The organism is Nocardia sp. NPDC005825, assembly GCF_040630175.1.
In the GTDB taxonomy this organism is placed as follows: domain Bacteria; phylum Actinomycetota; class Actinomycetes; order Mycobacteriales; family Mycobacteriaceae; genus Nocardia.
Genome location: NZ_JBEXXC010000004.1, coordinates 127371 through 152643, shown reverse-complemented (window position 1 = coordinate 152643; position 25273 = coordinate 127371). Strand labels below are relative to the sequence as shown.

The 25273-nt window shown below is 68.8% G+C and carries 27 protein-coding genes and 1 tRNA gene; 14 read left to right on the top strand and 14 right to left on the bottom strand.

Annotated features, from left to right (window positions below; genetic code table 11):
* The first annotated feature begins 47 nt into the window (after nt 1–47).
* Nucleotides 48–1829: an ABC transporter ATP-binding protein gene (locus ABZ382_RS13005; protein WP_357087712.1), complete on the top strand. Its 1782-nt coding sequence runs from the start codon at nt 48–50 to the stop codon at nt 1827–1829.
* A 47-nt stretch (nt 1830–1876) separates the two neighbouring features.
* Here ABZ382_RS13005 and ABZ382_RS13000 read toward each other — a convergent pair whose 3' ends face one another.
* Nucleotides 1877–2698: a crotonase/enoyl-CoA hydratase family protein gene (locus ABZ382_RS13000; protein WP_357087710.1), complete on the bottom strand. Its 822-nt coding sequence runs from the start codon at nt 2696–2698 to the stop codon at nt 1877–1879.
* Between the two features lie 137 nt (nt 2699–2835).
* On the opposite strand from ABZ382_RS13000, the gene ABZ382_RS12995 reads away from it, so the two are divergent.
* A complete protein-coding gene (locus ABZ382_RS12995; protein WP_357087708.1) occupies nt 2836–4425 on the top strand; it encodes a succinic semialdehyde dehydrogenase in 1590 nt (529 codons plus the stop codon).
* A gap of 66 nt (nt 4426–4491) precedes the next feature.
* On the opposite strand, the gene ABZ382_RS12990 is transcribed toward ABZ382_RS12995, so the two are convergent.
* Nucleotides 4492–5109 (bottom strand): YbhB/YbcL family Raf kinase inhibitor-like protein, encoded by a 618-nt coding sequence (locus tag ABZ382_RS12990; protein ID WP_357087705.1) that lies wholly within the window; start codon nt 5107–5109, stop codon nt 4492–4494.
* A gap of 132 nt (nt 5110–5241) precedes the next feature.
* On the opposite strand from ABZ382_RS12990, the gene ABZ382_RS12985 reads away from it, so the two are divergent.
* Both ABZ382_RS12985 and ABZ382_RS12980 read left to right on the top strand, forming a co-directional pair.
* Nucleotides 5242–6102 (top strand): helix-turn-helix transcriptional regulator, encoded by an 861-nt coding sequence (locus tag ABZ382_RS12985; protein ID WP_357087702.1) that lies wholly within the window; start codon nt 5242–5244, stop codon nt 6100–6102.
* Nucleotides 6103–6123: 21 nt separating this feature from the next.
* A complete protein-coding gene (locus ABZ382_RS12980) occupies nt 6124–6594 on the top strand; it encodes a nuclear transport factor 2 family protein (RefSeq protein ID WP_357087700.1) in 471 nt (156 codons plus the stop codon).
* Here the strand turns inward: ABZ382_RS12980 and ABZ382_RS12975 are convergent.
* The gene (locus ABZ382_RS12975) at nt 6591–7163 is read right to left on the bottom strand and encodes a TetR/AcrR family transcriptional regulator (RefSeq protein WP_357087698.1); all 573 of its coding nucleotides are present in this window, start codon (nt 7161–7163) and stop codon (nt 6591–6593) included. The two genes, ABZ382_RS12980 and ABZ382_RS12975, sit on opposite strands and share 4 nt — an antisense overlap.
* A gap of 76 nt (nt 7164–7239) precedes the next feature.
* On the opposite strand from ABZ382_RS12975, the gene ABZ382_RS12970 reads away from it, so the two are divergent.
* The gene (locus ABZ382_RS12970; protein WP_357087695.1) at nt 7240–7707 is read left to right on the top strand and encodes a cupin domain-containing protein; all 468 of its coding nucleotides are present in this window, start codon (nt 7240–7242) and stop codon (nt 7705–7707) included.
* A 96-nt stretch (nt 7708–7803) separates the two neighbouring features.
* Here ABZ382_RS12970 and ABZ382_RS12965 read toward each other — a convergent pair.
* The 4 genes from ABZ382_RS12965 to ABZ382_RS12950 all read right to left on the bottom strand — a co-directional run bounded on the left by ABZ382_RS12965 (nt 7804) and on the right by ABZ382_RS12950 (nt 11128).
* Nucleotides 7804–7877 (bottom strand) — tRNA-Pro (locus tag ABZ382_RS12965).
* Between the two features lie 64 nt (nt 7878–7941).
* Nucleotides 7942–9024, bottom strand: coding sequence for a hypothetical protein (locus ABZ382_RS12960; RefSeq protein ID WP_357087693.1), 1083 nt, complete (start codon nt 9022–9024; stop codon nt 7942–7944).
* Nucleotides 9025–9054: 30 nt separating this feature from the next.
* On the bottom strand, nt 9055–10086 hold the full coding sequence (locus ABZ382_RS12955) for a hypothetical protein (protein WP_357087692.1): 1032 nt from the start codon (nt 10084–10086) through the stop codon (nt 9055–9057).
* 76 nt (nt 10087–10162) lie between these two features.
* Nucleotides 10163–11128 (bottom strand): metallophosphoesterase, encoded by a 966-nt coding sequence (locus ABZ382_RS12950; protein WP_357087690.1) that lies wholly within the window; start codon nt 11126–11128, stop codon nt 10163–10165.
* An 83-nt stretch (nt 11129–11211) separates the two neighbouring features.
* On the opposite strand from ABZ382_RS12950, the gene ABZ382_RS12945 reads away from it, so the two are divergent.
* The gene (locus tag ABZ382_RS12945) at nt 11212–11676 is read left to right on the top strand and encodes a GatB/YqeY domain-containing protein (protein ID WP_357087687.1); all 465 of its coding nucleotides are present in this window, start codon (nt 11212–11214) and stop codon (nt 11674–11676) included.
* 86 nt (nt 11677–11762) lie between these two features.
* Here ABZ382_RS12945 and ABZ382_RS12940 read toward each other — a convergent pair whose 3' ends face one another.
* Entirely contained in the window at nt 11763–14129 is a 2367-nt protein-coding gene (locus ABZ382_RS12940) for a penicillin-binding protein (protein WP_357087685.1), read from the bottom strand.
* Between the two features lie 323 nt (nt 14130–14452).
* Between ABZ382_RS12940 and ABZ382_RS12935 the strand changes: the two genes are divergently transcribed.
* Entirely contained in the window at nt 14453–14776 is a 324-nt protein-coding gene (locus tag ABZ382_RS12935) for a WhiB family transcriptional regulator (protein WP_033089817.1), read from the top strand.
* Between the two features lie 147 nt (nt 14777–14923).
* Here ABZ382_RS12935 and ABZ382_RS12930 read toward each other — a convergent pair whose 3' ends face one another.
* Nucleotides 14924–16099, bottom strand: coding sequence for an ArsA family ATPase (locus tag ABZ382_RS12930; protein ID WP_357087682.1), 1176 nt, complete (start codon nt 16097–16099; stop codon nt 14924–14926).
* Nucleotides 16100–16101: 2 nt separating this feature from the next.
* A complete protein-coding gene (locus ABZ382_RS12925; protein WP_357087680.1) occupies nt 16102–17121 on the bottom strand; it encodes an ArsA-related P-loop ATPase in 1020 nt (339 codons plus the stop codon).
* 169 nt (nt 17122–17290) lie between these two features.
* Between ABZ382_RS12925 and ABZ382_RS12920 the strand changes: the two genes are divergently transcribed.
* The 3 genes from ABZ382_RS12920 to ABZ382_RS12910 all read left to right on the top strand — a co-directional run bounded on the left by ABZ382_RS12920 (nt 17291) and on the right by ABZ382_RS12910 (nt 18802).
* A complete protein-coding gene (locus tag ABZ382_RS12920; protein WP_357087678.1) occupies nt 17291–17455 on the top strand; it encodes a hypothetical protein in 165 nt (54 codons plus the stop codon).
* Nucleotides 17455–17910, top strand: a complete 456-nt coding sequence (locus ABZ382_RS12915; protein WP_357087675.1) for a RidA family protein — start codon at nt 17455–17457, stop codon at nt 17908–17910. The genes ABZ382_RS12920 and ABZ382_RS12915 overlap by 1 nt, the downstream gene beginning before the upstream one ends.
* An 85-nt stretch (nt 17911–17995) precedes the next feature.
* Nucleotides 17996–18802, top strand: coding sequence for an MBL fold metallo-hydrolase (locus tag ABZ382_RS12910; RefSeq protein ID WP_357087673.1), 807 nt, complete (start codon nt 17996–17998; stop codon nt 18800–18802).
* A gap of 123 nt (nt 18803–18925) precedes the next feature.
* Here the strand turns inward: ABZ382_RS12910 and ABZ382_RS12905 are convergent, their stop codons facing one another.
* Entirely contained in the window at nt 18926–19600 is a 675-nt protein-coding gene (locus ABZ382_RS12905; RefSeq protein ID WP_019044571.1) for a Crp/Fnr family transcriptional regulator, read from the bottom strand.
* A 270-nt stretch (nt 19601–19870) separates the two neighbouring features.
* Nucleotides 19871–20113 (bottom strand): hypothetical protein, encoded by a 243-nt coding sequence (locus tag ABZ382_RS12900; RefSeq protein ID WP_033089361.1) that lies wholly within the window; start codon nt 20111–20113, stop codon nt 19871–19873.
* A 292-nt stretch (nt 20114–20405) separates the two neighbouring features.
* On the opposite strand from ABZ382_RS12900, the gene nth reads away from it, so the two are divergent.
* The 4 genes from nth to ABZ382_RS12880 are packed head-to-tail and all read left to right on the top strand — an operon-like array spanning nt 20406 to nt 23698.
* Nucleotides 20406–21086 (top strand): endonuclease III, encoded by a 681-nt coding sequence (gene nth / locus ABZ382_RS12895; protein WP_357088729.1) that lies wholly within the window; start codon nt 20406–20408, stop codon nt 21084–21086.
* Complete coding sequence (locus ABZ382_RS12890; protein ID WP_357087670.1) at nt 21083–21739, top strand: TlpA disulfide reductase family protein; 657 nt, start codon at nt 21083–21085, stop codon at nt 21737–21739. The genes nth and ABZ382_RS12890 overlap by 4 nt, the downstream gene beginning before the upstream one ends.
* Before the next feature lie 40 nt (nt 21740–21779).
* Nucleotides 21780–22508: a CoA pyrophosphatase gene (locus ABZ382_RS12885; RefSeq protein WP_357087669.1), complete on the top strand. Its 729-nt coding sequence runs from the start codon at nt 21780–21782 to the stop codon at nt 22506–22508.
* Nucleotides 22505–23698, top strand: coding sequence for a MarP family serine protease (locus ABZ382_RS12880; protein ID WP_357087667.1), 1194 nt, complete (start codon nt 22505–22507; stop codon nt 23696–23698). Before ABZ382_RS12885 ends, ABZ382_RS12880 begins: the two co-directional genes overlap by 4 nt.
* A 63-nt stretch (nt 23699–23761) precedes the next feature.
* On the opposite strand, the gene ABZ382_RS12875 is transcribed toward ABZ382_RS12880, so the two are convergent.
* Together ABZ382_RS12875 and ABZ382_RS12870 are read right to left on the bottom strand one after the other, a co-directional pair.
* Nucleotides 23762–24709, bottom strand: a complete 948-nt coding sequence (locus ABZ382_RS12875) for an alpha/beta hydrolase (protein WP_357087664.1) — start codon at nt 24707–24709, stop codon at nt 23762–23764.
* A 23-nt stretch (nt 24710–24732) separates the two neighbouring features.
* Entirely contained in the window at nt 24733–25245 is a 513-nt protein-coding gene (locus tag ABZ382_RS12870) for a phage holin family protein (protein ID WP_357087662.1), read from the bottom strand.
* Between the last annotated feature and the right edge of the window lie 28 nt (nt 25246–25273).

Sequence of the window (25273 nt, the reverse complement as noted above, 5' to 3'; positions counted from 1 at the left end):
CTCCGGGCACTCTGGGCTCTCTGCAAGCACTAGCCGAGAGGGGATGAATGAGTACGCGCACGTCCGCGGTACGGCTGGTTCTGCGCTATTACGGCCGGGAAATGGCCCGGCGCAAAGCCATCACGATCACGGCCATGCTGGGGCCCGCCCTCGGCAATATCTGCCAGCTCTACATCGCGCCGCTGCTGGTCGCGATCGTCGTCGGCAAGGTCGCCGCCACCGGCGACTCGTCCATCGGCGCGCTCGCGCCCTACGTGGTGGGGTTCGGCGCGCTGCTGTTCATCGCCGAGGTGTGCTGGCGTATCGGCATCCACTTCCTGAACCGGTTGGACGCCAACGGAATCGAGAACCTCTACAACACCGCGATGGACGAACTCCTCGCCAAGGACTCGGCGTTCTTCCACAACAACTTCGCGGGCTCGCTGACCAAGCGCGCGCTGAGTTTCGCCACCCGGTTCGAGGACTTCGCCGACACCTTCGCCTTCGAGATCGTCGCCGCCTTCGTGCCGCTGACCTTCGCGTCGGTGGTGCTGTGGCGCTACGACCCGATGCTGGTCATCGTGCTGCTCGGCCTCATCGCCGTCAGCGGCGCGGTCGTCACCCCGCTCATCCGGCGGCGCCAGCACCTGGTCGACGACCGCGAGGCCGCCATCGCCCTGGTGTCCGGGCACGTCTCCGACACCCTGTCGAACATGCAGGCGGTGCGGGCCTTCGCGGCCGAACCCGAGGAGATCGCCGAACACCGGCGGCGGGTCGCGGTGCAACGGCGGAAGTCGTTGCTGTCGTGGGATTACAACAATCTCTACATCGACACCGTCATCACCCCGCTGATGGTGATCGTGAACGTGGCCGGACTGCTCATCGCCCTCGGCATGGGCGGCGGGCACGCCTCGGTCGAGGTGATCATGGTGGCCTTCACCTACTACTGGAACGCCACCGGGATCATGTTCCGGTTCAACCAGATCTACCGGCGTCTGGAGAGCACCACCACCGAGGCCGCGCAGTTCACCGAACTGCTGCTGGAATCGCCGACCGTGCTCGACGTCGCCGAACCGGAACCCTTGCGGCCCAAGGGGTCCGACATCCGGTTCGAGCGGGTGAACTTCGCGTACCCGGGGGCGCAGCCGCTGTTCCGCGGCCTGGATCTGGACGTGCCCAGCGGCGCGCGCATCGGCCTGGTCGGCCGGTCCGGCGGCGGCAAGAGCACGCTCACCCAGCTGCTGCTGCGCATGATGGACATCGACGGCGGCGTGATCCGCATCGGCGGACAGGACATCTCGCGACTCCGCCAGCGCGATCTGCGCAGTCTGCTGTCCTATGTGCCGCAGGACCCGGCCATGTTCCACCGGTCGCTGAGCGACAACATCCGCTTCGCCCGGCCCGAGGCCACCGACGAAGAGGTGCGGCGCGCCGCCAAGGCCGCGCACGTCACCGAATTCGCGGACGGGCTGCCCGACGGCATGGAGACGCTCATCGGCGAGCGCGGCGTGAAACTGTCCGGCGGACAACGCCAGCGGGTCGCGCTCGCGCGGGCCATCCTGCGTGACGCGCCGATCCTGCTCCTGGACGAGGCCACCAGCGCCCTCGACTCCGAGAGCGAGCTCCTGGTGCAACAGGCGCTCTGGGAGTTGATGGAAGGGCGTACGGCGCTGGTGGTCGCGCACCGGCTGAGCACGGTGGCCGGGATGGACCGGCTCATCGTGCTCGATCGCGGGCGGATCGTCGAACAGGGCAGCCACGAAGAGCTGCTGCACGGTGAAGGCACCTATGCGCAGCTGTGGCGGCACCAGTCCGGCGGATTCCTGGCCGAGGAAGTGGCCGCCCGCTGATGGTTCGAGGTGGTGCCGGGAGAGGTTCCGGCATCACCTCGAATTCCTCAGTTGCCCTGGAAGTTCGGCTTGCGCTTCTCGGCGAACGCGCGCGGGCCTTCCTTGGCGTCATTGCTGCGGAAGACCGGCAGGCCGACCTTGGCGTCGATCTTGAACGCCTCTTCCTCGTGCAGGCCCTCGGTGTCGCGGATGACCTTCAGGATCGCCTGCACGGCCAGCGGGCCGTTGTTGTTGATCAGCTCGGCGATCTCCAGGGCCTTGTCCAGCGCGGTGCCGTCCGGCACCACGTGGCCGATCAGACCGAAGTTCAGCGCCTCCGCGGCGGTGATGTGGCGGCCGGTCAGCAGCAGCTCCGCGGCCACGGTGTACGGGATCTGACGCGGCAGGCGCACCGCCGAGCCGCCCATCGGGAACAGGCTCCACTTCGCCTCGGATACACCGAACTTGGCGCTCTCACCGGCGATGCGGATGTCGGTGCCCTGCAGGATCTCGGTGCCGCCCGCGATGGCCGCGCCCTCGACCGCAGCGATCAGCGGCTTGGTCAGACGGCGGCCCTTGAGCAGACCCGGCATGCGGGACGGGTCGAAGGCCGAACCCTCCTTCATGCCGTCCTCGGGCTTGTTCTTGTTCATGTTCTTCAGGTCCGCGCCCGCGCAGAACGCGCCGCCGGCACCGGTGAGGATGCAGGAGCGGATCTCCGGATCGTTGTCGACCGTGTCCCACGCCTCGGTCATGATGGCCAGCATCTCGCCGGTCAGCGCGTTCTTGGACTTCGGGCGGTTCATGGTGACGATGAGCGTCGCGCCACGCTTCTCGACCAGCGCGTGCGGCTCGGTGTTGGCGGGGGTTTCAGCAGTCGCTGCGGTCATCGCCGACCCTTCTTTCGATATGGACGAACCAGGATTCCGGCACGAAAGTACCCCGCGCCGTTGTCCTAAACAATAACGTGTTCTAGTTTGGATCATGGTGACCGCCGTCACGGGCGGCAAGTAGTGGAGAGAGTCCCATGAGCACAACGAGTAAGGCGAAGCTTCCGCCGCGCGTCACGGAATCCCTCATCGACCGGCTGACCGCGATGGTGACCGCGGGCAAGGCCGGCGAGGCCCGCGAGCCCTTCGAGATGACCGAGGTCTACACCGGCGACGTCGTCGGCTACCTGCCGCAATCCTCCCCCGAGGACGTGGTGGCCGCGGCCGAAATGGCTCGCGCCGCGCAGAAGGAATGGGCCGCCCGCCCGCTCAAGGACCGGCTCGCCGTGTTCGAGCGCGCCCACGAGTTGCTGCTCTCGGAAATCGAGCTCCTCGCCGACCTGATCCAGATCGGCTGCGGCAAGTCCCGGCGCATGGCCATCGAAGAGGTGTGCGACACCCCGCTGGTGATCGCGCACTACCTCAAGACCGCCGAGAAGGTCCTCAAGCCCAAGAAGCGCTCCGGGCCCATGCCGGTCATCACCTCGTCCACCGAGGAGCACCGGCCCAAGGGCGTCATCGCGGTCATCGCGCCCTGGAACTTCCCCTTCGCCATCTCCATGTCGGACTCCACCCCGGCACTGATCGCGGGCAACGGCGTCATCATGAAGCCGGACAACAAGACCGCCCTGTGCACCCTCTACGGCATCGAACTGCTGCACAAGGCGGGTCTGCCGCGCGGGCTCGTGCAGGTGGTCTGCGGCGTCGGCCCCGACGTCGGGCCGACGCTGATCGACAATGTCGAATTCGTCATGTTCACCGGCTCCACCGCCACCGGGCGCACCATCGGTGAGCAGTCCGGGCGCAACCTCATCGGTTGCAGCCTCGAACTCGGCGGCAAGAACCCGATGATCGTGCTCGACGACATCAATTTCGACGAGGCCATCCCCTCGATCCTGTTCGGCGTGTTCGGCAACGCGGGCCAGATCTGCATGCACATCGAGCGCATCTACGTGCACGAACGCATCTACGACGAGTTCCTGCGCCGCTTCACCGCCGCCGCCGAGGAACTGCTCGGCAAGACCGGCGCCACCTACGACTTCGAACCCGAGATGGGCTCGCTGGTCTCGGTCGACCACATGAAGCGCGTCGCCGCCCACGTCGACGAGGCCCGCGAGAAGGGCGCGACCGTCGTCACCGGCGGCAACCCGCGCCCCGACATCGGCCCCGCCTTCTTCGAACCGACCATCCTCACCGGCGTCACCAAGGACATGGCCCTGTCCACCATGGAGACCTTCGGTCCGGTCGTCAGCATCTACAAGTACAAGACCGACGACGAGGCCGTCGCCCTCGCGAACGACACCGCCTACGGTCTGAACGCCGCCATCTGGACCGGAAACATCGATCGCGCAACGAAACTCGCCGAGCGCATCGAATCCGGCGCCATCAATATCAACGACGGCTTCATCACCAGCTACGCCGCCAAGGGCACCCCGTCGGGCGGCGTCAAGCAGTCCGGCGTCGGCACCCGCCACGGCGCGGCGGGCCTGCTCAAGTACACCGACACGGTCAACGTCGGCGTCCAGAAGAAGCAGATCATGGCCTCCCGCTCCTCCATGCCGTACGAGAAGCAGCTCAAGTCGACCCTGGTCACGCTGCGCCTCATGCGCCGCCTGCACCTGGGCTGACGGTAAAACCGTTCCACGACACAGGGTCCCGGCCGAGCTGGCCGGGACCCTGTGCGCTGCTTCGGATCAGGGGCGCTGCGCGGTCAGCGACAGATGGGCGACGCCGATGATGTGCGAGCCCATCGAGAACGAGGCGACCGCCGGGGTGGTGGTGGCGGGCAGGCCCAAGCTCGGAGTGTCCAGAGCCAGGACCGAGATCTGATAGGTGTGCGGGCCGTCGCCAGTGGGCGGGCACGGGCCCAGGTAACCGGGGGCGCCCGCGTCATTGGTGCCCGCGACGCCCGCCGCGCCCGCGGTGAAATCGGTTGCGGTGGCGGGGATATCCCAGTTCAGCCAGTGCCAGAAGCCCGCGCCGGTCGGGGCGTCCGGATCGAACATGGTGACCGCGAAGCTCTTCGCTGCCGCCGGAGCGCCCGACCATCGCAGACTCAGGGCGTGATTGGCGGCGGTGCAGCCGAACGCTCCCGCGTAGAAGTCGGCGGGGAAGGCGTGCTCGGCGGTGCCGTCCGGGGTGGTGACCGTGAACCGCGCGGCCGAGGCCGGGACCACGGGCCGAACCTGAACGGACGCGGCCGGATTCGTGGTGGCGGCGGGCGCCGAATCCCCGTCATCGCCGCAGGCGGCGGCGGACAGCAGGGCCGCCACGGCGAAGGTCGCGGAAACGGTGCGTGCGATGCGAGTCATGGCGGTTCTCCTCGTGGTCGAATGACACGACGAGCATCCCGAAATCCGGAAACCCCAGGGAGAGCCTCCGCACCCTGGTATTCCGCGTACCACCCGGCCGCTCCTACCCTGGACCCGAGTGAAGGAGCGAGCGTGGACACAACGACATCCGGCCAGGAGCTCGGCGCATTCCTGCGCGCCATGCGTGAGCGCCTGACGCCCGAGCAAGCGGGTCTCCCGGCCGTCGGCCGACGCCGCACCCCCGGCCTGCGCAGGCAGGAAGTCGCGCAGCTCGCCGCCGTCAGCATCGACTGGTACATCCGCCTCGAACAGGGCCGCGTCGGCACCCCCGGCGCCGCGATCCTCGACGCCCTCGCCGAGGCCCTGCGCCTCACCGACACCGAACGCGCCCACCTCCACCTCATCGCCCGCGGCGCCACGCCCCCGGCCCGCACCCCCGTCGCCGCCCCGCCCGCCTCGCTCCTGGCGATCCTCGACGGCATGCCCGCCCTCCCCGCCTACCTGACCGACTTCCGTCTGGACGTCCTGGCCCGCAACACCGCGGCCGTGGCCCTCTTCGGCCCGGGATTCGACTCCGGCACCAATACCGCCCGCCTGACTCTGCTCGACCCCGGCATCCGCGCCAGTCAGCTCGACTGGGCGCGCATCGCCCGCGAAACCGTCGGCATCCTCCGCCGCAACCAGGCCCGCCACCCCGCCGACCCCGGTCTACGCGCCCTCATCGCCGAATTGCGCACGGACAGCCCCGAATTCGCCGACTGGTGGGACGACCACACCGTCCAGGACCGCAGTCACGGCACCAAACGCATCCGCCACCCCGAAGCCGGCGACCTCACCGTCGCCTACGACAGCCTCACCAGCCCCAACGACCCCGACCACACCCTCACCATCCTCACCCCGGCGGACCCCGCCACCGCCGCCGCCCTGCGCACCCTCCTCACCGCCCACGCAAACCGCCTGGCCACCACCCGACTTCGCCCCGTCGCCGGGTGACCGACGCGTATCGTCCGCTCCATGAGCACCGCCGCCGACACCACCGCCGTGACGAACCTGATCGCGAAGTACGCCGAACTGATCGACACCGGAGACTTCGCCGGCGTCGGCGCACTGTTCGAGGACGCCGAATTCATCGGCAACGGGGGATCGGTCCGCGGCCGCGCCGCCATCGAGCGCATGTTCACCGGCCTGGTGATCCGCTACGAGGACGGCACGCCACGCACCCACCACGTCACCACCAACATCGCGCTGGAATTCGACGACCCGGCGACCACCGCCACGGCGCGCGCCTACTTCACGGTCTTCCAGGCCCTCCCGGACCTGCCCTTGCAGGCCATAGCCGCAGGCCGCTACCGCGACCGCTTCCAATGCCTCGACGGGCAGTGGCGATTCGCCGAGCGCCAGGTCACGATGCACTTGACGGGCGACCTCAGCCGCCACCTGCGCATGCCGAACGCGGCCACGCGAGGCAACCACGGGGCCGGCTAGGCCCGCAGCCCGTCGAACAACAGGGTGAGCAACCGGCGCCAGTCGCCGCTGCCGGAGCGAATGGTGGCCGACAGCGCACCGACGACCATGTAGACGTCGGCGACGGACAGGTCGGGGCGCACCGTTCCGGCGGCCCGATCGGATTCGATGAGGGCGCCGATGATCTCGGTGAGCTGTTCCAGCGCCGCGCCGCGTGGTTCACTGCCGCGCGATCGGCGGGCGGCTTCGATGGCAGCCGACAGTCCGCTGTCGGCCGCCAGGATCGTGCCGACATGGGTCAGGTAATGCAGCACCGCCCGTCCGGGCTCGGAGCGGTCCAGGCATTCGGTGCGCGCGTACTCCCCGATCTCAGCGAAGCGTTGCGCGGCCGCGGCTTCGATCAGGTCGGCCTGGGTCGGGAAGTGCCGGTACACGGTGCCGATCCCGACCCCCGCGGCCCGCGCCACCTCCGGGAGTTGGACCTGGCTTCCCCGCTCCGCGAACAGGTTTCGGGCGGCGTCCAGGATGCGGTCACGATTGCGGGAGGCATCCGCGCGCGGCTTGCGCGACGGTGTTGATGGGCTTGACACCTGGGTTCCCTTCCGGCCTACACTCGAAACGGATCCGGATTCCGGTTCCGTTTCTATTCAGTCGAAGGGTACCACCATGTCCCACAATCGATTTCTGCTGCTCGACGCCGTCGCGGCCCGACCGGGCCGTGTGCCCCTGCCGCCCGCGTTCGCCGTGAAGGCCACCACCGCCGATACCGACGGCCGCTTCTCGCTCCTGGAAGTCACCCTCGCCCACGACATCCCCCGCCACACCCATCACGTGGCCGACGAATGCATCTACGTGCTCGACGGCACGCTCGAGGTGGAATTCGACGACCGGGTCGAGCACGCCACCGCCGGGATGTTCGTCCTACTCCCGCATGGCATTCCGCACGCGCTGCGCCGCGGCTCCAGCCTCCCGCCGCGCCTCATCCAGATCTCGTCACCGGGCGGCTGGGAGTGCTATCTCGAGGATCTGATCGAGGCGGGACCGACCATGTTCACCGCGGGCGCCCTCGACCCGGCCCGGATCAACCCGATCGCCGCCCGGCATCAGATCCGGTACGAGGAACCCGCGGTGTGACCGGACCCGATCGCGGATCCGCGGTCCGAACTCGGAAAACACAAAACCCCCGGCTCTCGAAAGAGCCGGGGGCCGAGTTGTGTCTCAACCACACAGTCGGGGTGACAGGATTTGAACCTGCGACCTCTTCGTCCCGAACGAAGCGCGCTACCAAGCTGCGCCACACCCCGTGAAGTGAACCTGCAGTAGCTTAGCGCACCCGTTGTCCAGGTGTTAAATCGGCTGGTCAGGGGGTTAAAGGAGGCGGAAAGTGGCGAAGATTCGGCGGGCCAGATCGGGGGAGACGGAGCGGTCCACGCCGGTGTCGGCGACGATGACGAGGACCAGGGAGCCGCTGGTCGGGCCCGCGCTCACGGCGTAGGTGAAGACGGAGAACGTGGTGGCGCAGCCGGCGGGGGCGGTGAAGGCGCCGGTGGTCTCGACGAAGGTGCCGTGGAGGGTGTTGTCGCCGGCGTCGAGGGGTTGGGGGGTGCCCGCTTTCGACGAGGTTTGGGTGGACCAGCCGATGCGGGCGGCGTGGGCGCCGATGTCGGTGGCGGCGGCGGTGGCGTCGGAGAGGTCGGAGGTGGAGAGAAACATGTTGGTGCGCACGTTGTTCGGGCAGTAGTCGACGCCCTCCTGGGCGAAACCGGCGGCGGGGATGTGGTCGGCGTCGGTGCCGTATTTGGTGGTGGTGAGGTCGACGGTCCAGTCCTGAGGGACGTCCCAGGCGGCCTTCAGGTCCTTGGGGACCACCACCTGGTAGCCGGGGATGTGTGGGGTCAGAGTGGAGGCCGGGGCGGTGGTGGAGGTGCGCGGGGCCGTGGTGGTCGGCGCGGCCGACGACGGTGGAGTGGTGGGAGTCGGGGCGGAACCGGAATCGCGCAGGACGAACACGACGGCCGCGATGGCGACGATCGCCACCACGACCGCGCCGATGGCCGCCAGCAGCCACAGGCGGCCACGATCACCGTGCGGGGGTGGATAGGTGCCGGGCGGCGGCGAGCCGGGTGCGACGGGCGCAGGACCGGCGCCGTACGAATTCGCGACTGGTGGAACCGGATTCGGTCCCGATGCGTAGGGATTGGGGCCGGAAGCGTACGGGTTGCGGAAGGACGCTTGGGGATTCGGTCCGGAGACGTACGGATTCGGTCCGGACACGTGAGGGCTCGGTCCGGACGGGTGCGGGTTCGGTTCGGGGGCAGGGGGATTCGGGGTCGGGCGATACGGCGGCAGCGGCGGGGTGGCGGGGCGGTCGTGGACCGGGCCCTGCCACCAGTCGCCGCTGGATGTCGTTCGATCCGGGTCGTCGCCCCGGTCGTCGCGTTCTCCGCTCACCGCGGCCCCCTGTCCGACGAGTCGTGCCGCCTATTGGATCGGGCGGATGCTGGCGAGGATCTTCTTCGCCAAGGTCGCGTCCACCGCCTGCGCGACTCCGGTGTCCGCGGCGATCGTGAACACGAAAGCGCCGCTGTCGCCGGGAAACGCGAAGGTGTAGATCGAGTAGGTCGATGCGCAACCCGCGGTCGACGGGATGGCCGTCCCCTTGGTCTCCAGGTAGACGCCCTGCAACTGGCCGTCCGAGGACTGGAACGACTCCGGCGCGCCGGGCGTGGTGCCGGTGGAGGTGGACCAGCCGATCCGGCCCAGGCGGGTTCCGATGTCGGCGGCGGCCTTGCCCGGATCGGTCTCGTCGGACTGGGTCAGGAAGACGTTGGTGCGCACGTTCTCCGGGCAGTAGTCGACGCCGTCCTGCGCCAGCCCCGCCACCGGAACGGAGTCCGTGCCCTTGCTGAACGAGTCCTGACCGGTGTGGTCCAGCTTCCAGCCCTGCGGAATGTCATAGGCCGCACCGTTGTTCGGGATCGTCACGACCTGATAGCCGGGAATCACCGCGCCGGGCGTACCGGTCGCCTTCGGGGCGGTGGTCTTGCCGGGCGTCGGCTTGCCCGGGGACGGTGGTTTGGCGGTGGTCGAGGTGAGCGCACTGATCAGCGACGGCGTCGTATTCGACTTGGCCGACGGCGAATTCGAGCCCTTGTTCACCAGCGCGACCACCGCCACGACCGCGACGATCGCCACCAGCAGCACGGCGAGCCCGCCGAACAACCACGCCTTGCTCTTACCGCCGCCCGGCGGCGGGGGATACGGCTGCCGGCCGTAGCCGGGCGGCTGGGCGAACGCCTGCGTCGGCGGATACTGCGGCGGCGGAGCGTACTGCCCGGCGGGCATCGGCGTGGTCGGCTGATACCCCTGCTGCGGCCACGCCGGCGGCTGATTCGGCTGGGGCGCCGGATATCCCGGCTGTCCCCATCCCGGCTCCTGCGCGGGCGCGCCCTGCCACCAATTCGGATCGGGTTCCGAACCGGCCTCGTCGCGGTGGTTGTCTCCACTGGTCACGATGGCCCCCTGACTGACGACTACATACCGCGCTGTATATCGCGGCAGACGCTCAGGGCATATCGCCGCGGCGGATTCAGTGGGCGACGGCCTCCGAGGACGCGGCCCGACCGCGCCCCGACTCGGCCACCGGCTTCTTCGGCGGCGCGCCGACCAGCGTCAGCAGCGTCGCCTCCGGGCGGCAGCAGAACCGGTACGGAGCCCACGGCGAGGTGCCCAGCCCGGCCGACACGTGCAGCCGGGTGTGCGCGCCCCAACGCGACGCGCCCTTCACCCGGGCCCGGTCGATCCCGCAGTTGGTCACCAGCGCGCCGAATCCGGGCACGCACAGCTGCCCGCCGTGGGTGTGGCCCGCCATCACCAGGTCGTAGCCGTCAGCCGCGAAACGGTCCAGCACCCGCGGCTCCGGCGAGTGGGTGAGCCCGATGCTCAAGTCCGCCAGCGGATTCGGCGCGCCCGCGACGGTCTCGTAGCGGTCCCGCTTCAGGTGCGGGTCGTCCACACCGGCGGTGGAGATCTTCACGCCCGCCACCTCGATATCGCGGCGCACGTGGGTCAGGTCCAGCCAGCCGCGCTCGGTGAACGCGGCCCGCATGTCCTGCCAGGGCAGCGGCTCGCCGTAGACGCGCTTGTGGTCCTTCTTGAAGTACTTGAGCGGGTTCTTCGGCACCGGCGCGAAGTAGTCGTTCGAGCCGAACACGAAGATGCCGGGGCGCCCGAGCAATCCGCCCAGCGACTGCACCACGGCGGGCACCGACTTCAGGTGCGAGAGGTTGTCCCCGGTGTTCACCACCAGGTCCGGTTCCAGCCGGTCCAGCTCGCGTAGCCACGCCTGTTTCAACTGCTGCCCGGGCATCATGTGCAGGTCGCTGATGTGCAGCACGCGCAGCGACGGCTTGCCCGGTTCCAGCACCGGCAGCGTCGCCTCCCGCAGGGTGAAGGCGTTGCGCTCGATGAGCGTCGCGTATCCGATTCCGGCGACCGCGGCCCCGGCGGCTCCCAGGGCGGCACGGCTGAGGGCGGTGGTCGAGAAGACGGGCATTTGCCCAGAATAGGCGACCCGGCGGAGAAACATCGAGTCAAATGAGCTGGACCACGATAGAAGTCCCTCGTACCGTGTCGCTCATGTCGGAACTCAAAACCACGCTGCGCACGGATATGACCGCCGCGATGAAGAGCAAGGACGCGCTGCGCCTCGGCACCCTGCGGATGCTGCTGTCGGCGATCCAGAACGCCGAGGTCGCCGGACCCGAGGCGCGTGAGCTTTCCGACCCCGAGATCATCGCCGTCCTGCAGAAGGAGGCGAAGAAGCGCAACGAGGCCGCCGTGGTCTACGAGCAGGCCGGGCGTGGCGAGCTCGCCGCCAACGAGCGCGCCGAGGAATCGATCATCGACGAGTACCTGCCCACCCAGCTCACCGAGGCCGAGGTCGGCGACATCGCCGACACCGCCATCGCGCAGGTCGCCGAGCAGCTGGGCGAGCGCCCGGGCATGCGGCAGATGGGTCAGGTCATGAAGGCCGCGACCGCGCTGGCCGCCGGGCGCGCCGACGGCACCCGGATCTCCGCGGCCGTGAAGGCCCGCCTCTGAGACGGTCCGCACGGCGGATCATGCGATACCGCTATTAATACGAAAGGCCCGGAGCGAATGACTCGCTCCGGGCCTTTCGTTCGCGGCTAGCGCGGGATGGGGATCGGGATCGGGATCGGCGGCAGCGCCGGGATCGTGATGCCGGGCAGCCCCGGCACCGACGGCGGTGCGTTCGGCGGCGCCGTCACCGGCACCTGACTGCCGTCGCTGACGTACATGGTGATCACCGAGCCGGGAATCGCCGAGCCATTGGGCGACACGTTCATGACCGTGCCCTTGCCCGCGCCCGGCTGGGTCACGACCGACACCTGGAAGCCCGCGCCGACCAGCGCCGCGTTGGCCTCGGCCTGCTGCATGCCGATCACGTCCGGGATCTGCGAGTTGTTCGATCCGCGCACGTACTTGTCGTCGACCGGCGGCAGCGCGGCCGGCGGGAACCGGTCGAGCACGTTCTTCATCGCGCCCAGATAGGTGCGGGCCGGCTCGTTACCGCCGTACAGGTTTCCGCTGCCACAGCTGCGCAGCGGGAACGAGCAGATCTCACCGGGGGTCGGGCTGTCGCCGTAGACGTAGGAGGCGCCCGCGAAACCGTTGGTGAAGGCCAGGAAGGCCGAGGACCGGTGACTCTCGGTGGTGCCGGTCTTCGCCGAGGTCGGAATGTTCCAGCCGACGGAATGCGCGGAACCGGCACCGGTGCCGCTCACCACGTCCTGGCCCAGGGCCACCGCGAGGGTATTGGCCAGACCCGGGTCGACCACCTGCTCACACGCCTGCTGGGTCAGCGGAACCTGCTTGCCGCTGCGGTCGATCACCTCCCGGATCGGGGTGGGCGGGCACCACTTGCCGCCGGAGGCCAGGGTGGCGGCCACGTTCGACAGCTCCACCGGGTTGATCGCGACCGGTCCCAGGGTGAACGAGCCCAGGTTCTGGTCCTTGATCATGTCCGCGAGGCTCTGGTTCCCGTGGCCGGAGGTGCCGGGCAGGGTGTACGAGCGCATGCCGAGCCGGATCGCCATGTCCACGGTCGGGGCCACGCCGACGGCCTGGATCAGCTTGACGAACGCCGTGTTCGGCGAGGTGGCCAGCGCCTCGGTCACCGACATCGAGCCCTTGTAGGCGCCCGCGTTCTTCACGCAGTACGTCTCGGGCGGACAGCCGGGCGTGCCGGAGTTACCCATGCCCTTGGCGGAGAAGAACGCCGGGACATCGAGGGTGGCGTTGATGCCCAGGCCCTTCTCCATGGCCGCGGCTGTGGTGAAGATCTTGAAGATCGAGCCCGCGCCGTCGCCGACCATCGAGTACGGCTGCGGCTGCACGGTCTGATGCGCGCCCGCGTCCAGGCCGTAGACGCGGCTCGAGCCCATGGCCAGCAGCGGATGCGAATCCTGGCCGGGGGCGATGATGTTCATGACCTCGGCGATGTCGTCGAGGTTCGGGTTGGTGTTGGCGGCCAGCGAGTCCCGCACCTGGTCCTGCACGGCCGGGTCCAGGGTGGTCTTGATCAGGTAGCCGCCCTTTTCCAGCTGATCACGGCTGATGCCGGCGTTGGTCAGGTACTGCATCGCGTAATCGCAGAAGAAGCCGCGGTCGTTGGCCGCGATGCAGCCGCGCGAGAGGCCCTTGGGCTCGGGCAGCACGCCCAGCCCCGTGTCCTTGGCCTTACGGAACTCCTCCGCCCGGCTGGGCACGTTCTGGATCAAGGTGTCGAGCACGGTGTTCCGGCGCTCCAGCACGCCCGTGGGGTTGGTGTACGGGTTCAGCTTGGAGCTGGACTGCACCATGCCGGCCAGCATGGCCGACTGCGTCATGGTCAGGTCCTTGGCGTCCACGCCGAAGTACGTCTGCGCGGCGTCCTGGATGCCGTAGGAGCCGTTGCCGAAGGGCACCAGGTTGAGATACCGGGTGAGGATCTCGTCCTTGGTGAGCCGCTTGTCCAGCGTCAGCGCCATGCGGATCTCACGGATCTTGCGGGCCGGGGTGGTCTCGGTGGCGGCCCGGCGCTCGGCGTCGGTCTTGGCCACCACCAGCAGCAGGTAGTTCTTCACGTACTGCTGGTCGATGGTCGAGCCACCCTGGGAGACCTGGCCGCCGGAGGTGTTGGTCAGGAAGGCCCGGAAGGTGCCCTGCCAGTCCACACCGTGGTGGTCGGCGAAGCGCTTGTCCTCGACCGAGACCAGGGCCAGCTTCATGTTGTTGGAGATCTTGTCGCTGGGCACCTCGAAGCGGCGCTGCTCGTACAGCCAGGCGAAAGGCGTCCCATTGGTGTCCACCATGGTCGAGACCGCGGGCACGCTGCCCTCGACCAGTTCGGCGGAGACGTTGTCGACGGCGTCGGCGGCCCGGTTGGAGATGAACCCGAAGCCACCGGCCAACGGGAACAGCAATCCGGCCAGCAGCACGGCTGCCAAGACGCACGCGCCTGCCAGTCTCCAGAGCGTTCGTGTGATCGGCACGGGCCCTAGCCTAATTGGCCTTTCGGACACTCGGTGTTCGCCCGCCACGGGTGTCCTTCCGTCCCCACACGGGTGTCCTTTCGTCCCTAAAGGTACGGACTGCCCGGTTCTTGGCAACGAATGCGTGGACGGACGTACCAGAAAATCTCGGGACGGTCTTGCGCAGCCCATACACCTCTATCTAGATTGAGAACCCAGTGTGATAGAGCTAACACTCAAAGTGGAATGTGGTGCAGAACGCAGTGGGGTTGGGTAACTGCGCGCTGCACTCGCGATTCTGGAGCGCCGTGACCCGGTGTTCGGACTGCAAAGGGGCACACCAAATGCACATGACTACCCCGATCGCTCGATTGGACGTGGAGCAGGCCGAAGCGAGAATCGCCTGGGTTTCCCAGGCCCGATGCAAGGAAGTGGATCCCGACCAGCTGTTCGTGCGTGGCGCGGCACAGCGCAAGGCCGCAACCATCTGCCGGCACTGCCCGGTGCTGATGGAGTGCGGTGCTGACGCCCTCGACAACCGAGTCGAGTTCGGTGTGTGGGGCGGTATGACCGAGCGGCAGCGCCGTGCGCTGCTGAAGCAGCACCCGGAGGTGACGAGCTGGGCGGACTTCTTCCGCGTCCAGCGATCACAGAAGGTAGCGATGTAAGCGAGTATCCCTTACCTAGATCCCCCCTATAAGCAGAACGGATCGAGCCCGCGGGAGCGGGCTCGATCCGTGTCCGGGGTCGGATCGGGCATTTCAAACCAAAGGGTCGAAAGCCGGAAACCGAGTCGAGGGCTCGGCGGGTCCGCGTCAGGCGGGCTTGGCGCCGGCCTCGACGAGCTGGTCACCGACGGCGCGCAGCGCCTCCAGATCGGCCACCTCGAAGGGCAGCGCGGTGACGGCCACGATGGGCACGCTCGGGTGAGCACCCGTGAACCGGTGCAGCAGATGCTGTTCCCGCTTGGCGGTGGCGGCCCGATGGGCGTGGATGCGCAGCACCGCGGCCGCGAGCGCCTCCGGTGTCTCCACCTCGGGTTCCGGCGTCACGCCGTTCTCGGATTCCGGGACCAGGCGATCCGCCGCGACCTGCGCCTGCTCGGCGGACAGCGAGCTCAGGGCCGGGTGGGTGCGGTTGAGCACCAGTCCGGCCATCGGCATCTTGTCGGTCGAGAGCCGGTCCACGAAGAAGCTGGCCTCGCGCAACGCGTCCGGTTCGGCCGCGGCCACCACCAGGAAGTGGGTGCCCGGCCGGGACAGCATCGCGTAGGTGCGGTCGGCCCGATCCTGGAAGCCGCCGAACATGGATTCCAGTGACTGCAAGAAGACACTGGCGTCTTTGAGAAGCTGGCCGCCGACGATGGTCGAGACGCCGCGCAGGGCGAGGCTCATCGCGCCCGCGACGAACTTTCCGACGCCGCGGCCCGGAGCCATGATGACCCGGATCATCTTGCCGTTGAGGAAGTTGCCCAGCCGCTTCGGCGCGTCCAGGAAGTCCAGGGCGTTCCGCGAGGGCGGGGTGTCGACCACGATCAGGTCCCACTCCCGCTTGGCGGCGAGCTGCCCTAGCTTCTCCATGGCCATGTACTCCTGCGTGCCACCGAAGGAGGACGCCACGGTCTGGTAGATCGGGTTGGCGAAGATCTGCTCGGCCTTGTCCGGGGTGGTGTGCTCGAGCACCATGTCGTCGAAGGTGCGGCGCATGTTCAGCATCATGGCGAACAGTTCGCCCTTGGCCTCCGGCCCCAGCTCGACCTTCTGCGGCACATTGCCCAGGTCGCTGACGCCCAGTGACTGGGCCAGGCGACGGGCCGGGTCGATCGTCAGCACCACGACCTTGCGGCCGGCCTCGGCCGCACGCAGCGCGATGGCCGCGGCCGTGGTGGTCTTGCCGACGCCGCCGGAACCGCAGCACACCACGATCCGCGCCGACGGGTCGGCGATGATCTTCGAGATATCCAGGGGCACAGTGCCTGCCGGAACGACCATGACTAGCGAACCCCCTGCGCGCTCAAGACTTCGGCCAGCTCGTAGAGCCCGCCCAGATCCATGCCGTCGGTGAGCGACGGCAGGTACAGCCGCGAGATGTCGAGCTGCGACAGCTCGGCCGCGCTCTCGTCCTGGGCGGCCAGGCGCGCGGAGTGCTCGACGGTCTCGGTGACCAGGCCCTGGAAGTCGGCCTCGGACAAGGTGACTCCGGCCTCGGCGAGCCCGGCCTTCAGAGCGTCGACGTCGACCTCGCCGAGGGCGGCCCGTTCGCGCACGGTGCGCGGCAGGTAGCCCTCGCTGGCCCGGTTCACGATGACCGTGCCGATGTTCAGGTCGTTGGCGGTGAGTTCGGCGACCGCGTCGGCGGTCTCCTGCACCGGCAGCGCCTCCAGCAGCGTGACCAGGTGGATCATGGTCTGCTCGGAGCGCAGCAGCTTGGACACGCCCTCGGCCTGCGAGGCGATCGGCCCGCCGCCGGCGATGTCGGCCATGGCCTGGGTGACGTCCAGGAAGCTGGCGATCCGGCCGGTCGGGGGCGCGTCGATGACGATCTCGTCGTAGGCGGGCTTGCCGGACTTGTCGGCCCGCACCGCGCATTCCTTGATCTTGCCGGTGAGGATGACGTCCCGCAGGCCCGGCGCGATGGTGGTGACGAACTCGATGGCCCCGACCCGGCGCATGGCCCGGCCGGCGAAGCCGAGGTTGTAGAACATGTCGAGGTATTCCAGGAAGGCGTGCTCGACGTCGAGGGCCAGCGCCATCACCTCGCCGCCGCCGTCCGCGGTGGCGATGCGAGTCTCGGTGGGCGGCAACGGCGGCAGATCGAAGAGCTGCGCGATGGACTGCCGGCCCTCGACCTCGACCAACAGCACGCGGCGCCCACCCGCCGCGAGCGCCAGCGCGAGCGCCGCCGCGACCGTCGACTTACCGGTCCCACCCTTGCCGGACACGTAATGCAAGCGGGCCTTGTCCGCTCGTTCCGGCCACCCTGCTTCGACCCCCGGCTCAACCGAAACGGGCACTGCTATCGGTACTCCCACGCTCGCGAGCCTATAACTCGTTCCGAATTCCTGCCCACAGGACTTGTCAACTGTCTGATACACCACTCTGGAAACTCGTATTTCCCAATCCCGCAGCGTAGTCGGAGGGTCTGGAGAACCCGCGGAACGTGGCCGGGGCTACTCTCAGCCCATGAGTGAACTGACCCGGTGGGAGTACGCGACCGTGCCCCTGTTGACCCATGCCACCAAGGCCATCCTGGACCAGTGGGGTTCCGACGGCTGGGAACTCGTCACGGTGCTGCCCGGACCGACCGGTGAACAGCACGTCGCCTACCTGAAGCGGGCGAAGAGCTGATGACCTGGGCCGAGAACCTGAAGGAGCTCGGACTCGAACTGCCGGTCGCGCCGAAGCCGGTCGCGGTGTACGTGCCGGGCGTCCGGACCGGCAACTACGTCTACACCTCCGGCCAGCTGCCGTTCGTCAACGGCGAACTGCCGCTGACCGGCAAGCTCGGCGCCGAGATCACCATCGAGCAGGGCGCGGAGCTGGCCAAGCTGGCCGCGCTCAACGCACTGGCGGTGGTGCACGACCTGGTCGGCCTCGACAATGTCGTGCGCATCGTCAAGGTGGTCGGCTTCGTGGCCTCGGCGGCCGGCTTCAACAGTCAGCCGCTGGTCATCAACGGCGCGTCCGAGCTGTTGGGCGCGGTCCTCGGCGAGGCCGGGGTGCACGCCCGCTCCGCAGTCGGCGTCAACGAGCTGCCGCTCAACACCCCGGTCGAGGTGGAACTCATCGCCGAGGTGCGATAACCCCCCGAAATGCTTGGGGCACAGTCGAAAGCGTGATGCGTCCAACACTGGACGCATCACGCGCGGTGCATTAGGACGGAAAAGTATGACGCTCACCCACCCCGCGTACGAACAACTGCGGCAAGTGACTCCGTCCGCCGCCGTCGTCCTGGCCGACAACCCCAGCGGAATGACATTGCAGGGCACCAACACCTGGCTGCTCCGCGCCCCCGGCGCCACGGAATACGTTGTGGTGGACCCGGGTCCGAAGGATCGCAAGCACACCGAGGCGCTGGTCCGCGCGACCGGCGGCGAGATCGTGCTGACGCTGATCACCCATGAGCACGCGGATCACACGGGCGGCATCGACCACCTGGTGAAGGCCACCGGAACCCCGGTGCGCGCCAAGGGCTCCGACTTCCTGCGCGGCTCGGGCACGGCCCTGGCCGACGGCGAGGTCATCGAGGCGGCCGGCGTCCGCATCACCGTGCTCGCCACCCCCGGTCACACCGGGGATTCCCTGAGTTTTCTGGTCGACGGCCCGGACGGCGAGCGAGTCCTGCTCACCGGTGACACCGTCCTGGGGAGTGGGACCACGGTCCTCGAATCCTCAGACGGCGCGCTGGCCGCCTACCTGGATTCGCTGAATCGCCTGGTGTCGGTCGCCCCCGGCCGCACCCTGCTCCCGGCGCACGGCCCGGACCATCCGGACGCCGAACCGGTCATCCGCTACTACATCGCGCACCGCGAGGAGCGCCTGAACCAGGTGCGCGCGGCGCTGGAGAAGCTGGGCCCCAACGCCAAATCCCTGCAGATCGTCGCCGAGGTCTACGCCGATGTCGACAAGCGGCTCTGGCCCGCCGCGCACAGTTCGGTGAAAGCCCAGCTGGCCTACCTGCGTTCGCAGGGCTAGGCGTACGGCTCGCGGGGCTGGGCACACGGCCCACCGGGCTGGGCGCACGGAAACGCGAAAGGATCGGGCACCGCTACGGAGGTGATGCCCGATCCTTCGACGTATTCGTTTGTCCGTCTCGCGTCAGCGAGCGCGGCGCGCCAGTCGCTCCGAGTCGGAGATCAGCACGCTCTTGCCCTCGAGCCGCAGCCAGCCGCGGTGCGCGAAGTCGGCCAGGGCCTTGTTCACGGTTTCGCGGGAGGCGCCGACCAGCTGGGCGATCTCTTCCTGGGTCAGGTCGTGGGTCACGCGCAGGGCGCCCGCTTCCTGAGTGCCGAAGCGCTGGGCGAGCTGCAGCAGCGCCTTGGCGACACGACCCGGCACGTCGGTGAAGATCAGGTCGGCCAGGTTGTTGTTGGTGCGCCGCAGGCGGCGGGCGAGCACCCGCAGCAGCTGCTCGGCGATCTCCGGACGCTGGTCGATCCACGCCTTGAGCGCGTCCCGGTCCATGGTGACGGCTCTGACCTCGGTGACGGTGGTGGCCGTCGAGGTCCGCGGGCCCGGGTCGAAGATCGAGAGCTCGCCGAACATGTCGGACGGGCCCATGATCGTCAGCAGGTTCTCCCGGCCGTCGGGGGAACGGCGGCCGATCTTCACCTTGCCCGAGGTGATGATGTACAGCCGGTCGCCGGGCTCACCCTCGTTGAAGATGACATGGCCGCGCGGAAAATCAACGGGCTGTAGTTGTTTGGCGAGAGCGGCCACCGCGGTGGGCTCGACGCCTTGGAAGATGCCTGCTCTGGCGAGGGCCTCGTCCACGAATGTGCTCCTTATGGGAAATGGCTCTGTCCTGGACCGAAACGACTCGGCCGACAGTGCAGTCTACTTTGCATTACCGCCGGGTAGTGATAGACACCACGCGCCGAGCTGATACTCGGATACGCGGAGCCCCAGTACGCGACACACAACGCAACTTGCGACACGCTTCACACGAATCTACGACACGCCGTGAGACCGGCGTCATGAAGATCGTAAAAAGTGGTCCGGGGCTCGAAGCCACCGGACCACCCGACCGCCGACCCGCCCGGGTCAGCTGGCCTGCGCGACGTCCATTCCCTTGGCCGCGGGCCGGGCCCGCCGGGGACGCGCGGCGGCGGCCGGCAATCCCAGCTTGGTCAGATCGCTGACCTCGGCATTCGTGGCTCGATCGAGGTACTGCTGAACCTCCGGGTCGGGTTCGAGCAACTTGCGCAGTCGATTCTCGACCCGTTCCATCACCAACGCGAACAGCATCAGCGCTATCGGAAACAGCACCACAGCGAGTCCTTGCATAGGCAGCAGTAAACACGCCGAAGGTCTCAGATGGAACACGGGAGGCCCGCTGGCCGGTTGTGACGGAGTGCTGGTTCCGTAAGGTGGACGCGTGCGTGTCACTGAATCCAACGCGGCCCTGAGCGGGGCAGACCCGGATAATTCGGGCCTCGCGACAGCGAAATCGGACGCTGCCACGGTTCCTGCCGAGGCCGCGGTCGATGTCGCGGATGCGCCATCGTTCACGCGCCCGGCCAAAGCGCGCAAGCGCGACAAAGAGACTCGGACCGGCCTGGTCAGGCGCGCGCGGCGGATGTATCGGGAAATGACGCGGGAGTTCCCGGACGCGCACTGTGAGCTTGATTTCACTACGCCGCTCGAATTGGCGGTCGCCACAATTCTTTCCGCGCAGTGCACCGATGTACGGGTGAACCAGACCACACCGGCATTGTTCGTGAAGTACCGCAGCGCACGCGATTACGCCGAGGCCAATCGCGCCGAGCTGGAGGAGTACATCCGGCCGACCGGCTTCTATCGGAACAAGACCAATTCGCTGATCGGGCTGGGCCAGGAACTGGTCGAGCGATTCGACGGTGAACTGCCTAGCACGCTGGACGAGCTGGTCACCCTGCCCGGGATCGGGCGCAAGACCGCGAATGTCGTGCTCGGCAATGCCTTCGGGGTCCCCGGCATCACGGTCGACACCCACTTCGGGCGGCTGGTGCGGCGCTGGGGCTGGACCACCGAGGAGGATCCGGTCAAGGTCGAGCACGCCGTCGGCGCGCTGATCGAGCGCCGGGACTGGACCATGCTCTCGCACCGGGTGATCTTCCACGGCCGCCGCGTCTGCCATGCCCGCAAGCCCGCGTGCGGCGCCTGCCTGCTGGCCAACGACTGCCCGTCCTTCGGGACCGGGCCGACCGATCCGACCGAGGCCGCCAAACTCGTGAAGGGCCCGGAGACCGAGCACCTTCTCGAACTGGTCGGCCTGTGAGCGCCGAGGCGACGCGGGGCAGCACCTGGTGGCGCTGGGTCCTGGCGGCGGTGATCGTCGCCGTGGCGGCCGTCGTCGCGCTGTGGCCGCAGCTCACCCGCACCGATGACAAGAGCGCCGCCACCGGGTCCACCACCGCTCCCGCCGAACCGGCGGTCGCCGAGGCAGATCGGGCCGCGGCCGCGCTGGCGTCCTGCCCGCCGCCCACCGGGGCGCCCGTCGGCGCCACCCCGTTGCGCGGCATCACCCTGGACTGCTTGGCCGACGGCAGGCCCGTGGACCTGGTCTCGGCGCTGGCGGGCAAGCCCGCCCTGATCAACCTGTGGGCCTACTGGTGCGGCCCGTGCGCGGAGGAACTGCCCCTGCTGCAACAGTTCTCGCAGCAGGCGGGGACCGCGCTCACCGTGCTGACCGTGCACAGCGATCCCGGGACCGGCAAGGCGCTGTCGCGGCTGAGCGGGCTGGGCATCCATCTGCCGGGTGTCGTGGATCCGAACTCCACGGTCCGCGCCGCCGTCGGCGCGCCCGCCGTGCTGCCGATCTCGGTGCTGTTGCGCGCGGACGGCACCGTTGCCAAGGTCGTGGTGCGCCCGTTCCGCAGCGTCGAGGACATATCCGATACCGTCGCGGCCGAATTGGGAGTCCGGGCGTGAGCGCGGCCGGGCCGCGGTGGTTTTCGGTGAGGGTGTGGTGATGAGACTCGAGGCGTCCAGCAATGGGATTCCGGCGTGGCTACGCGGGGTGGCCGAGCACGATCCGGCCGACCCCACCGGCGTGAACCCGGTTCTGCGCCGCAGTGCCATGCGGCGCTTCGCCGCCGCCGCGACCCGGCCCCGGGACGCGGCCGTGCTGGTGCTGTTCGGCGGTTCCCCGGAGGCGGATCCCGATACGCCGGGCGGACTTCCGGCCGACGCCGACGTGCTGCTCACCCAGCGTGCCGCCACCCTGCGCCAGCACAGCGGCCAGGTGGCGTTCCCCGGCGGCGGGGTGGAGCCGCAGGACGACGGCCCGATCAGCACCGCCCTGCGCGAGGCCAACGAGGAGACCGGCCTGGATCCGGCGAGCGTGGAGCCGCTCGCGGTGCTGCCCAAGATCTTCGTGCCGCCGTCGCGGTTCGATGTGACGCCGGTGGTCGCCTATTGGCGCACGCCCGGCGCGGTCGGCGTGGTGAGCGAGACCGAGGCGGCCCGGGTGGCGCGGGTGCCGGTGACGGAGCTCATCGATCCGGCCAATCGTTTCGTGGTGCGGCATCCGCTGGGCTATATGGGCCCGGCGTTCACCGTGGACGGAATGCTGGTGTGGGGGTTCACCGCCGGCGTGCTCGCCGGACTGCTGGCGGTATCCGGGTGGGAACACGAATGGGACCATCACGATGTACGTGATCTGCAGGCCTCGCTGGCCGCGGTAGGGATGACATTATGAGCGCCTCTGGCTGGCTCGACCTCGGCATCATCATTCTGGCGTTGCTCGCGGCCACCTCCGGGTGGCGGCAGGGCGCGGTCGCCTCGGCGCTCGCCTTCCTGGGCGTCATCCTGGGCGCGGTGGCCGGAATCCTGATCGCGCCGCACATTCTGAAACACCTCAGCGAGGGCCGGACGCGGGTGCTGGTGGGCGTGCTGCTCATCGTCGCGCTGGTGATCATCGGCGAGGTCGCGGGCATGGTGCTCGGGCGGGCCGCGCGCGGCGGCATGCGGGATCCGTTCACCCGCAGCGTGGACAGCGTGGTGGGCGCGGGCCTGCAGGCGGTGGCGGTGCTGGCCACCGCGTGGCTGCTGGCGCTGCCGCTGACCAACTCCTCGCAGCCGGGCATCGCGGCCGCGGTCACCAACTCCCAGGTGCTGCGCAATGTCGACCATGTCGCGCCGGACTGGCTGCGCCGGGTGCCGACCGACTTCTCCAACCTGCTCAACACCTCCGGGCTGCCGGACGTCATCGGCCCGTTCGGGCACGTCCCGATCACCGCGGTGGAGCCGCCCGACGCCAGCGTGCTGCAGCTGCCCATCGCCCAGCAGCTGCAGGGCAGCGTGCTGCGCATCCGCGGCATCGCGCCCAGTTGCCAACGGCAGCTGGAGGGTTCGGGCTTCGTGGTGGCCCCGGAGCGGGTCATGACCAACGCGCACGTGGTGGCCGGCACCAACAGCGTCAGCGTGGACACTGCACGCGGCCCGCTCCCGGCGACCGTGGTGCTCTTCGATTCGCAGAAGGACGTCGCGATCCTCGCGGTGCCGGGCCTCAATGCCCAGCCGCTGGCGCTGGCCCCGAAGGACGCCAGTACGGGCGAGAGCTCCATCGTGCTCGGTTACCCGGGCGGCGGGCGCTACACGGCCAGCGCGGCCCGGGTGCGCGAGACGCTGAACCTCAAGGGCCCCAATATCTACCGCGACGCCGACGTCAAGCGTGAGGTGTACACCATCCGCGGTCAGGTCCGGGCCGGTAACTCGGGCGGTCCGCTGGTGGACACCGACGGCCGGATCCTGGGCGTGGTGTTCGGCGCGGCCGTCACCGACGACGACACCGGGTACGTGCTGACCCTCGACGAGGTGAAGCCGGAACTGGATGCGGCGTCGAACCAGTCGACGGCCGTCGGCACCGGCAGCTGCGTGCTGAGCTGATCGAGACCGAAAGCGGCCCCCGGCGACAGGATTCGCCGGGGGCCGCTTTCGGTGCTGGGCCGGTCAGGCCAGCAGTTTCGCGATCTCCGCGGTCACCGGTTCCGGATTCTCCTGGTGCGCATAGTGACCCGCGCCGGGAATCTCGACCAGCCGCCGCTCCGGCGACAGCCGCCGTCCCCGATGGATGGTGCCGGGCAGGATGTAGGGGTCGCGGTCGCCGTACATCGCCAGGGTCGGCACCCGCACGGGCTCGCTCATGGCGGACATGAATCGCCGTCCGTCGGGCCGCCATTGGCTGCGGAAGGCCCAGCGCTGGTATTCCAGCGCGCAGTGCGCGGCGCCGGGGATCCGGATGGCGGTGCGCATGCGGCGGGCGGTGTCGGCGAATTCCTCGGTGGCCGAGAACCGTTCGCTGACCCGGTCGCGCAGCTGGAGTTCGATCTCGATGCCGTCGTCGCGGGTGAGCCGGTGCTCGGGCAGGCGTGGCAGCTGGTAGCGCAGGAAGCCGGGCAGCCAGGCCGAGCGTTGCGCTTCGTCGCGCAGCACGGCTCTTTTCAGCGCCACCGGGTGCGGGGAGCCGATCAGGGCGATGGACCGCACCACCCGGGGGTGCAGGACCGCGGTGGCCCAGCACACCAGCCCGCCCTCGGCGTGCCCGACCAGGGTGGCCTCGGTGTGCCCGAGGGCCCGGACCAGTCCGGCCACGTCACCGGCGAGGGTCCAGCCGTCGTAGCCGCGCGGCGGTTTGTCGGTATCGCCGTAGCCACGCAGGTCCACCGCGACGGTGCGGTAGCCGCGCGCGGCCAGCCCGGTCAGCTGATGCCGCCACGACCACCAGAAATCGCCGAAACCGTGCAGCAGCAGCACCAACGGCGTGCTGGCGCCCGGCTGGGCGGGTTCGGGCGTGGCCTCGACGACGTGGAAGCGAATGCCGTTGGCGCGCACGTCGCGATGGGTCCACGGCCCGTCATAGCGGACTGCGGACGGATCCGGCTGCGATTTCGACGACACGCCGAAGGAGCGTAATCGAAGGTCTAGGCCCGGGGCTTGCCGACTGCCGTGGCGTCCACCGCGTGCTCGTCGGAGTGGCTGAAGCTGCTCGACAGCAGCGTCTGGGTCTCCTTCAGCGAGCCGATGGTCTTCTCGGGCGCGCGCAGTTTGCGCACCTTGAGGTAGCCGAGCAGCGCGAAGGCCGCGACCGCCGCGATCATCAGCAGGAACACCACCAGGAACGCGGCCCAGCGGTACAGCCACACGTCGAGCAGTTCGGCGAGGAAGAAGAAAAAGAAGAAGGAGCTGAACAGCAGGATGGTCAGCGCCAGGATGAAGAAGACGCTGCCCTGCAGGCCCTTCTTGATCTCGCCGGTGACCTCGGTCTTGGCGAGCTCCACCTCGGCGCGCACCAGGGTCGACATCTGCTCGGTGGCGTCGCGGACCAGACTGCCGATGGTGGCCGACTGATGGGCATCGATATCGGACAACGGAATCGAGGTGACGGTGCGGGTGCGGTTCCCGTCGTAGCCGTTACCGCCCTGTGTGAAGCTCAATTGCTCGACCCTTCTCCATGTCCCGGTA

Excerpts from the sequence above, each read along its gene's own strand:
- ABZ382_RS13005 (WP_357087712.1), top strand. The coding sequence starts at position 48 with ATGAGTACGCGCACGTCCGCGGTACGGCTGGTTCTGCGCTATTACGGC.
- ABZ382_RS13000 (WP_357087710.1), bottom strand. The coding sequence starts at position 2,698 with ATGACCGCAGCGACTGCTGAAACCCCCGCCAACACCGAGCCGCACGCG.
- ABZ382_RS12995 (WP_357087708.1), top strand. The coding sequence starts at position 2,836 with ATGAGCACAACGAGTAAGGCGAAGCTTCCGCCGCGCGTCACGGAATCC.
- ABZ382_RS12990 (WP_357087705.1), bottom strand. The coding sequence starts at position 5,109 with ATGACTCGCATCGCACGCACCGTTTCCGCGACCTTCGCCGTGGCGGCC.
- ABZ382_RS12980 (WP_357087700.1), top strand. The coding sequence starts at position 6,124 with ATGAGCACCGCCGCCGACACCACCGCCGTGACGAACCTGATCGCGAAG.
- ABZ382_RS12970 (WP_357087695.1), top strand. The coding sequence starts at position 7,240 with ATGTCCCACAATCGATTTCTGCTGCTCGACGCCGTCGCGGCCCGACCG.
- ABZ382_RS12950 (WP_357087690.1), bottom strand. The coding sequence starts at position 11,128 with ATGCCCGTCTTCTCGACCACCGCCCTCAGCCGTGCCGCCCTGGGAGCC.
- ABZ382_RS12945 (WP_357087687.1), top strand. The coding sequence starts at position 11,212 with ATGTCGGAACTCAAAACCACGCTGCGCACGGATATGACCGCCGCGATG.
- ABZ382_RS12935 (WP_033089817.1), top strand. The coding sequence starts at position 14,453 with ATGCACATGACTACCCCGATCGCTCGATTGGACGTGGAGCAGGCCGAA.
- ABZ382_RS12930 (WP_357087682.1), bottom strand. The coding sequence starts at position 16,099 with ATGGTCGTTCCGGCAGGCACTGTGCCCCTGGATATCTCGAAGATCATC.
- ABZ382_RS12920 (WP_357087678.1), top strand. The coding sequence starts at position 17,291 with ATGAGTGAACTGACCCGGTGGGAGTACGCGACCGTGCCCCTGTTGACC.
- ABZ382_RS12915 (WP_357087675.1), top strand. The coding sequence starts at position 17,455 with ATGACCTGGGCCGAGAACCTGAAGGAGCTCGGACTCGAACTGCCGGTC.
- ABZ382_RS12910 (WP_357087673.1), top strand. The coding sequence starts at position 17,996 with ATGACGCTCACCCACCCCGCGTACGAACAACTGCGGCAAGTGACTCCG.
- ABZ382_RS12900 (WP_033089361.1), bottom strand. The coding sequence starts at position 20,113 with ATGCAAGGACTCGCTGTGGTGCTGTTTCCGATAGCGCTGATGCTGTTC.
- nth (WP_357088729.1), top strand. The coding sequence starts at position 20,406 with ATGTATCGGGAAATGACGCGGGAGTTCCCGGACGCGCACTGTGAGCTT.
- ABZ382_RS12885 (WP_357087669.1), top strand. The coding sequence starts at position 21,780 with ATGAGACTCGAGGCGTCCAGCAATGGGATTCCGGCGTGGCTACGCGGG.
- ABZ382_RS12880 (WP_357087667.1), top strand. The coding sequence starts at position 22,505 with ATGAGCGCCTCTGGCTGGCTCGACCTCGGCATCATCATTCTGGCGTTG.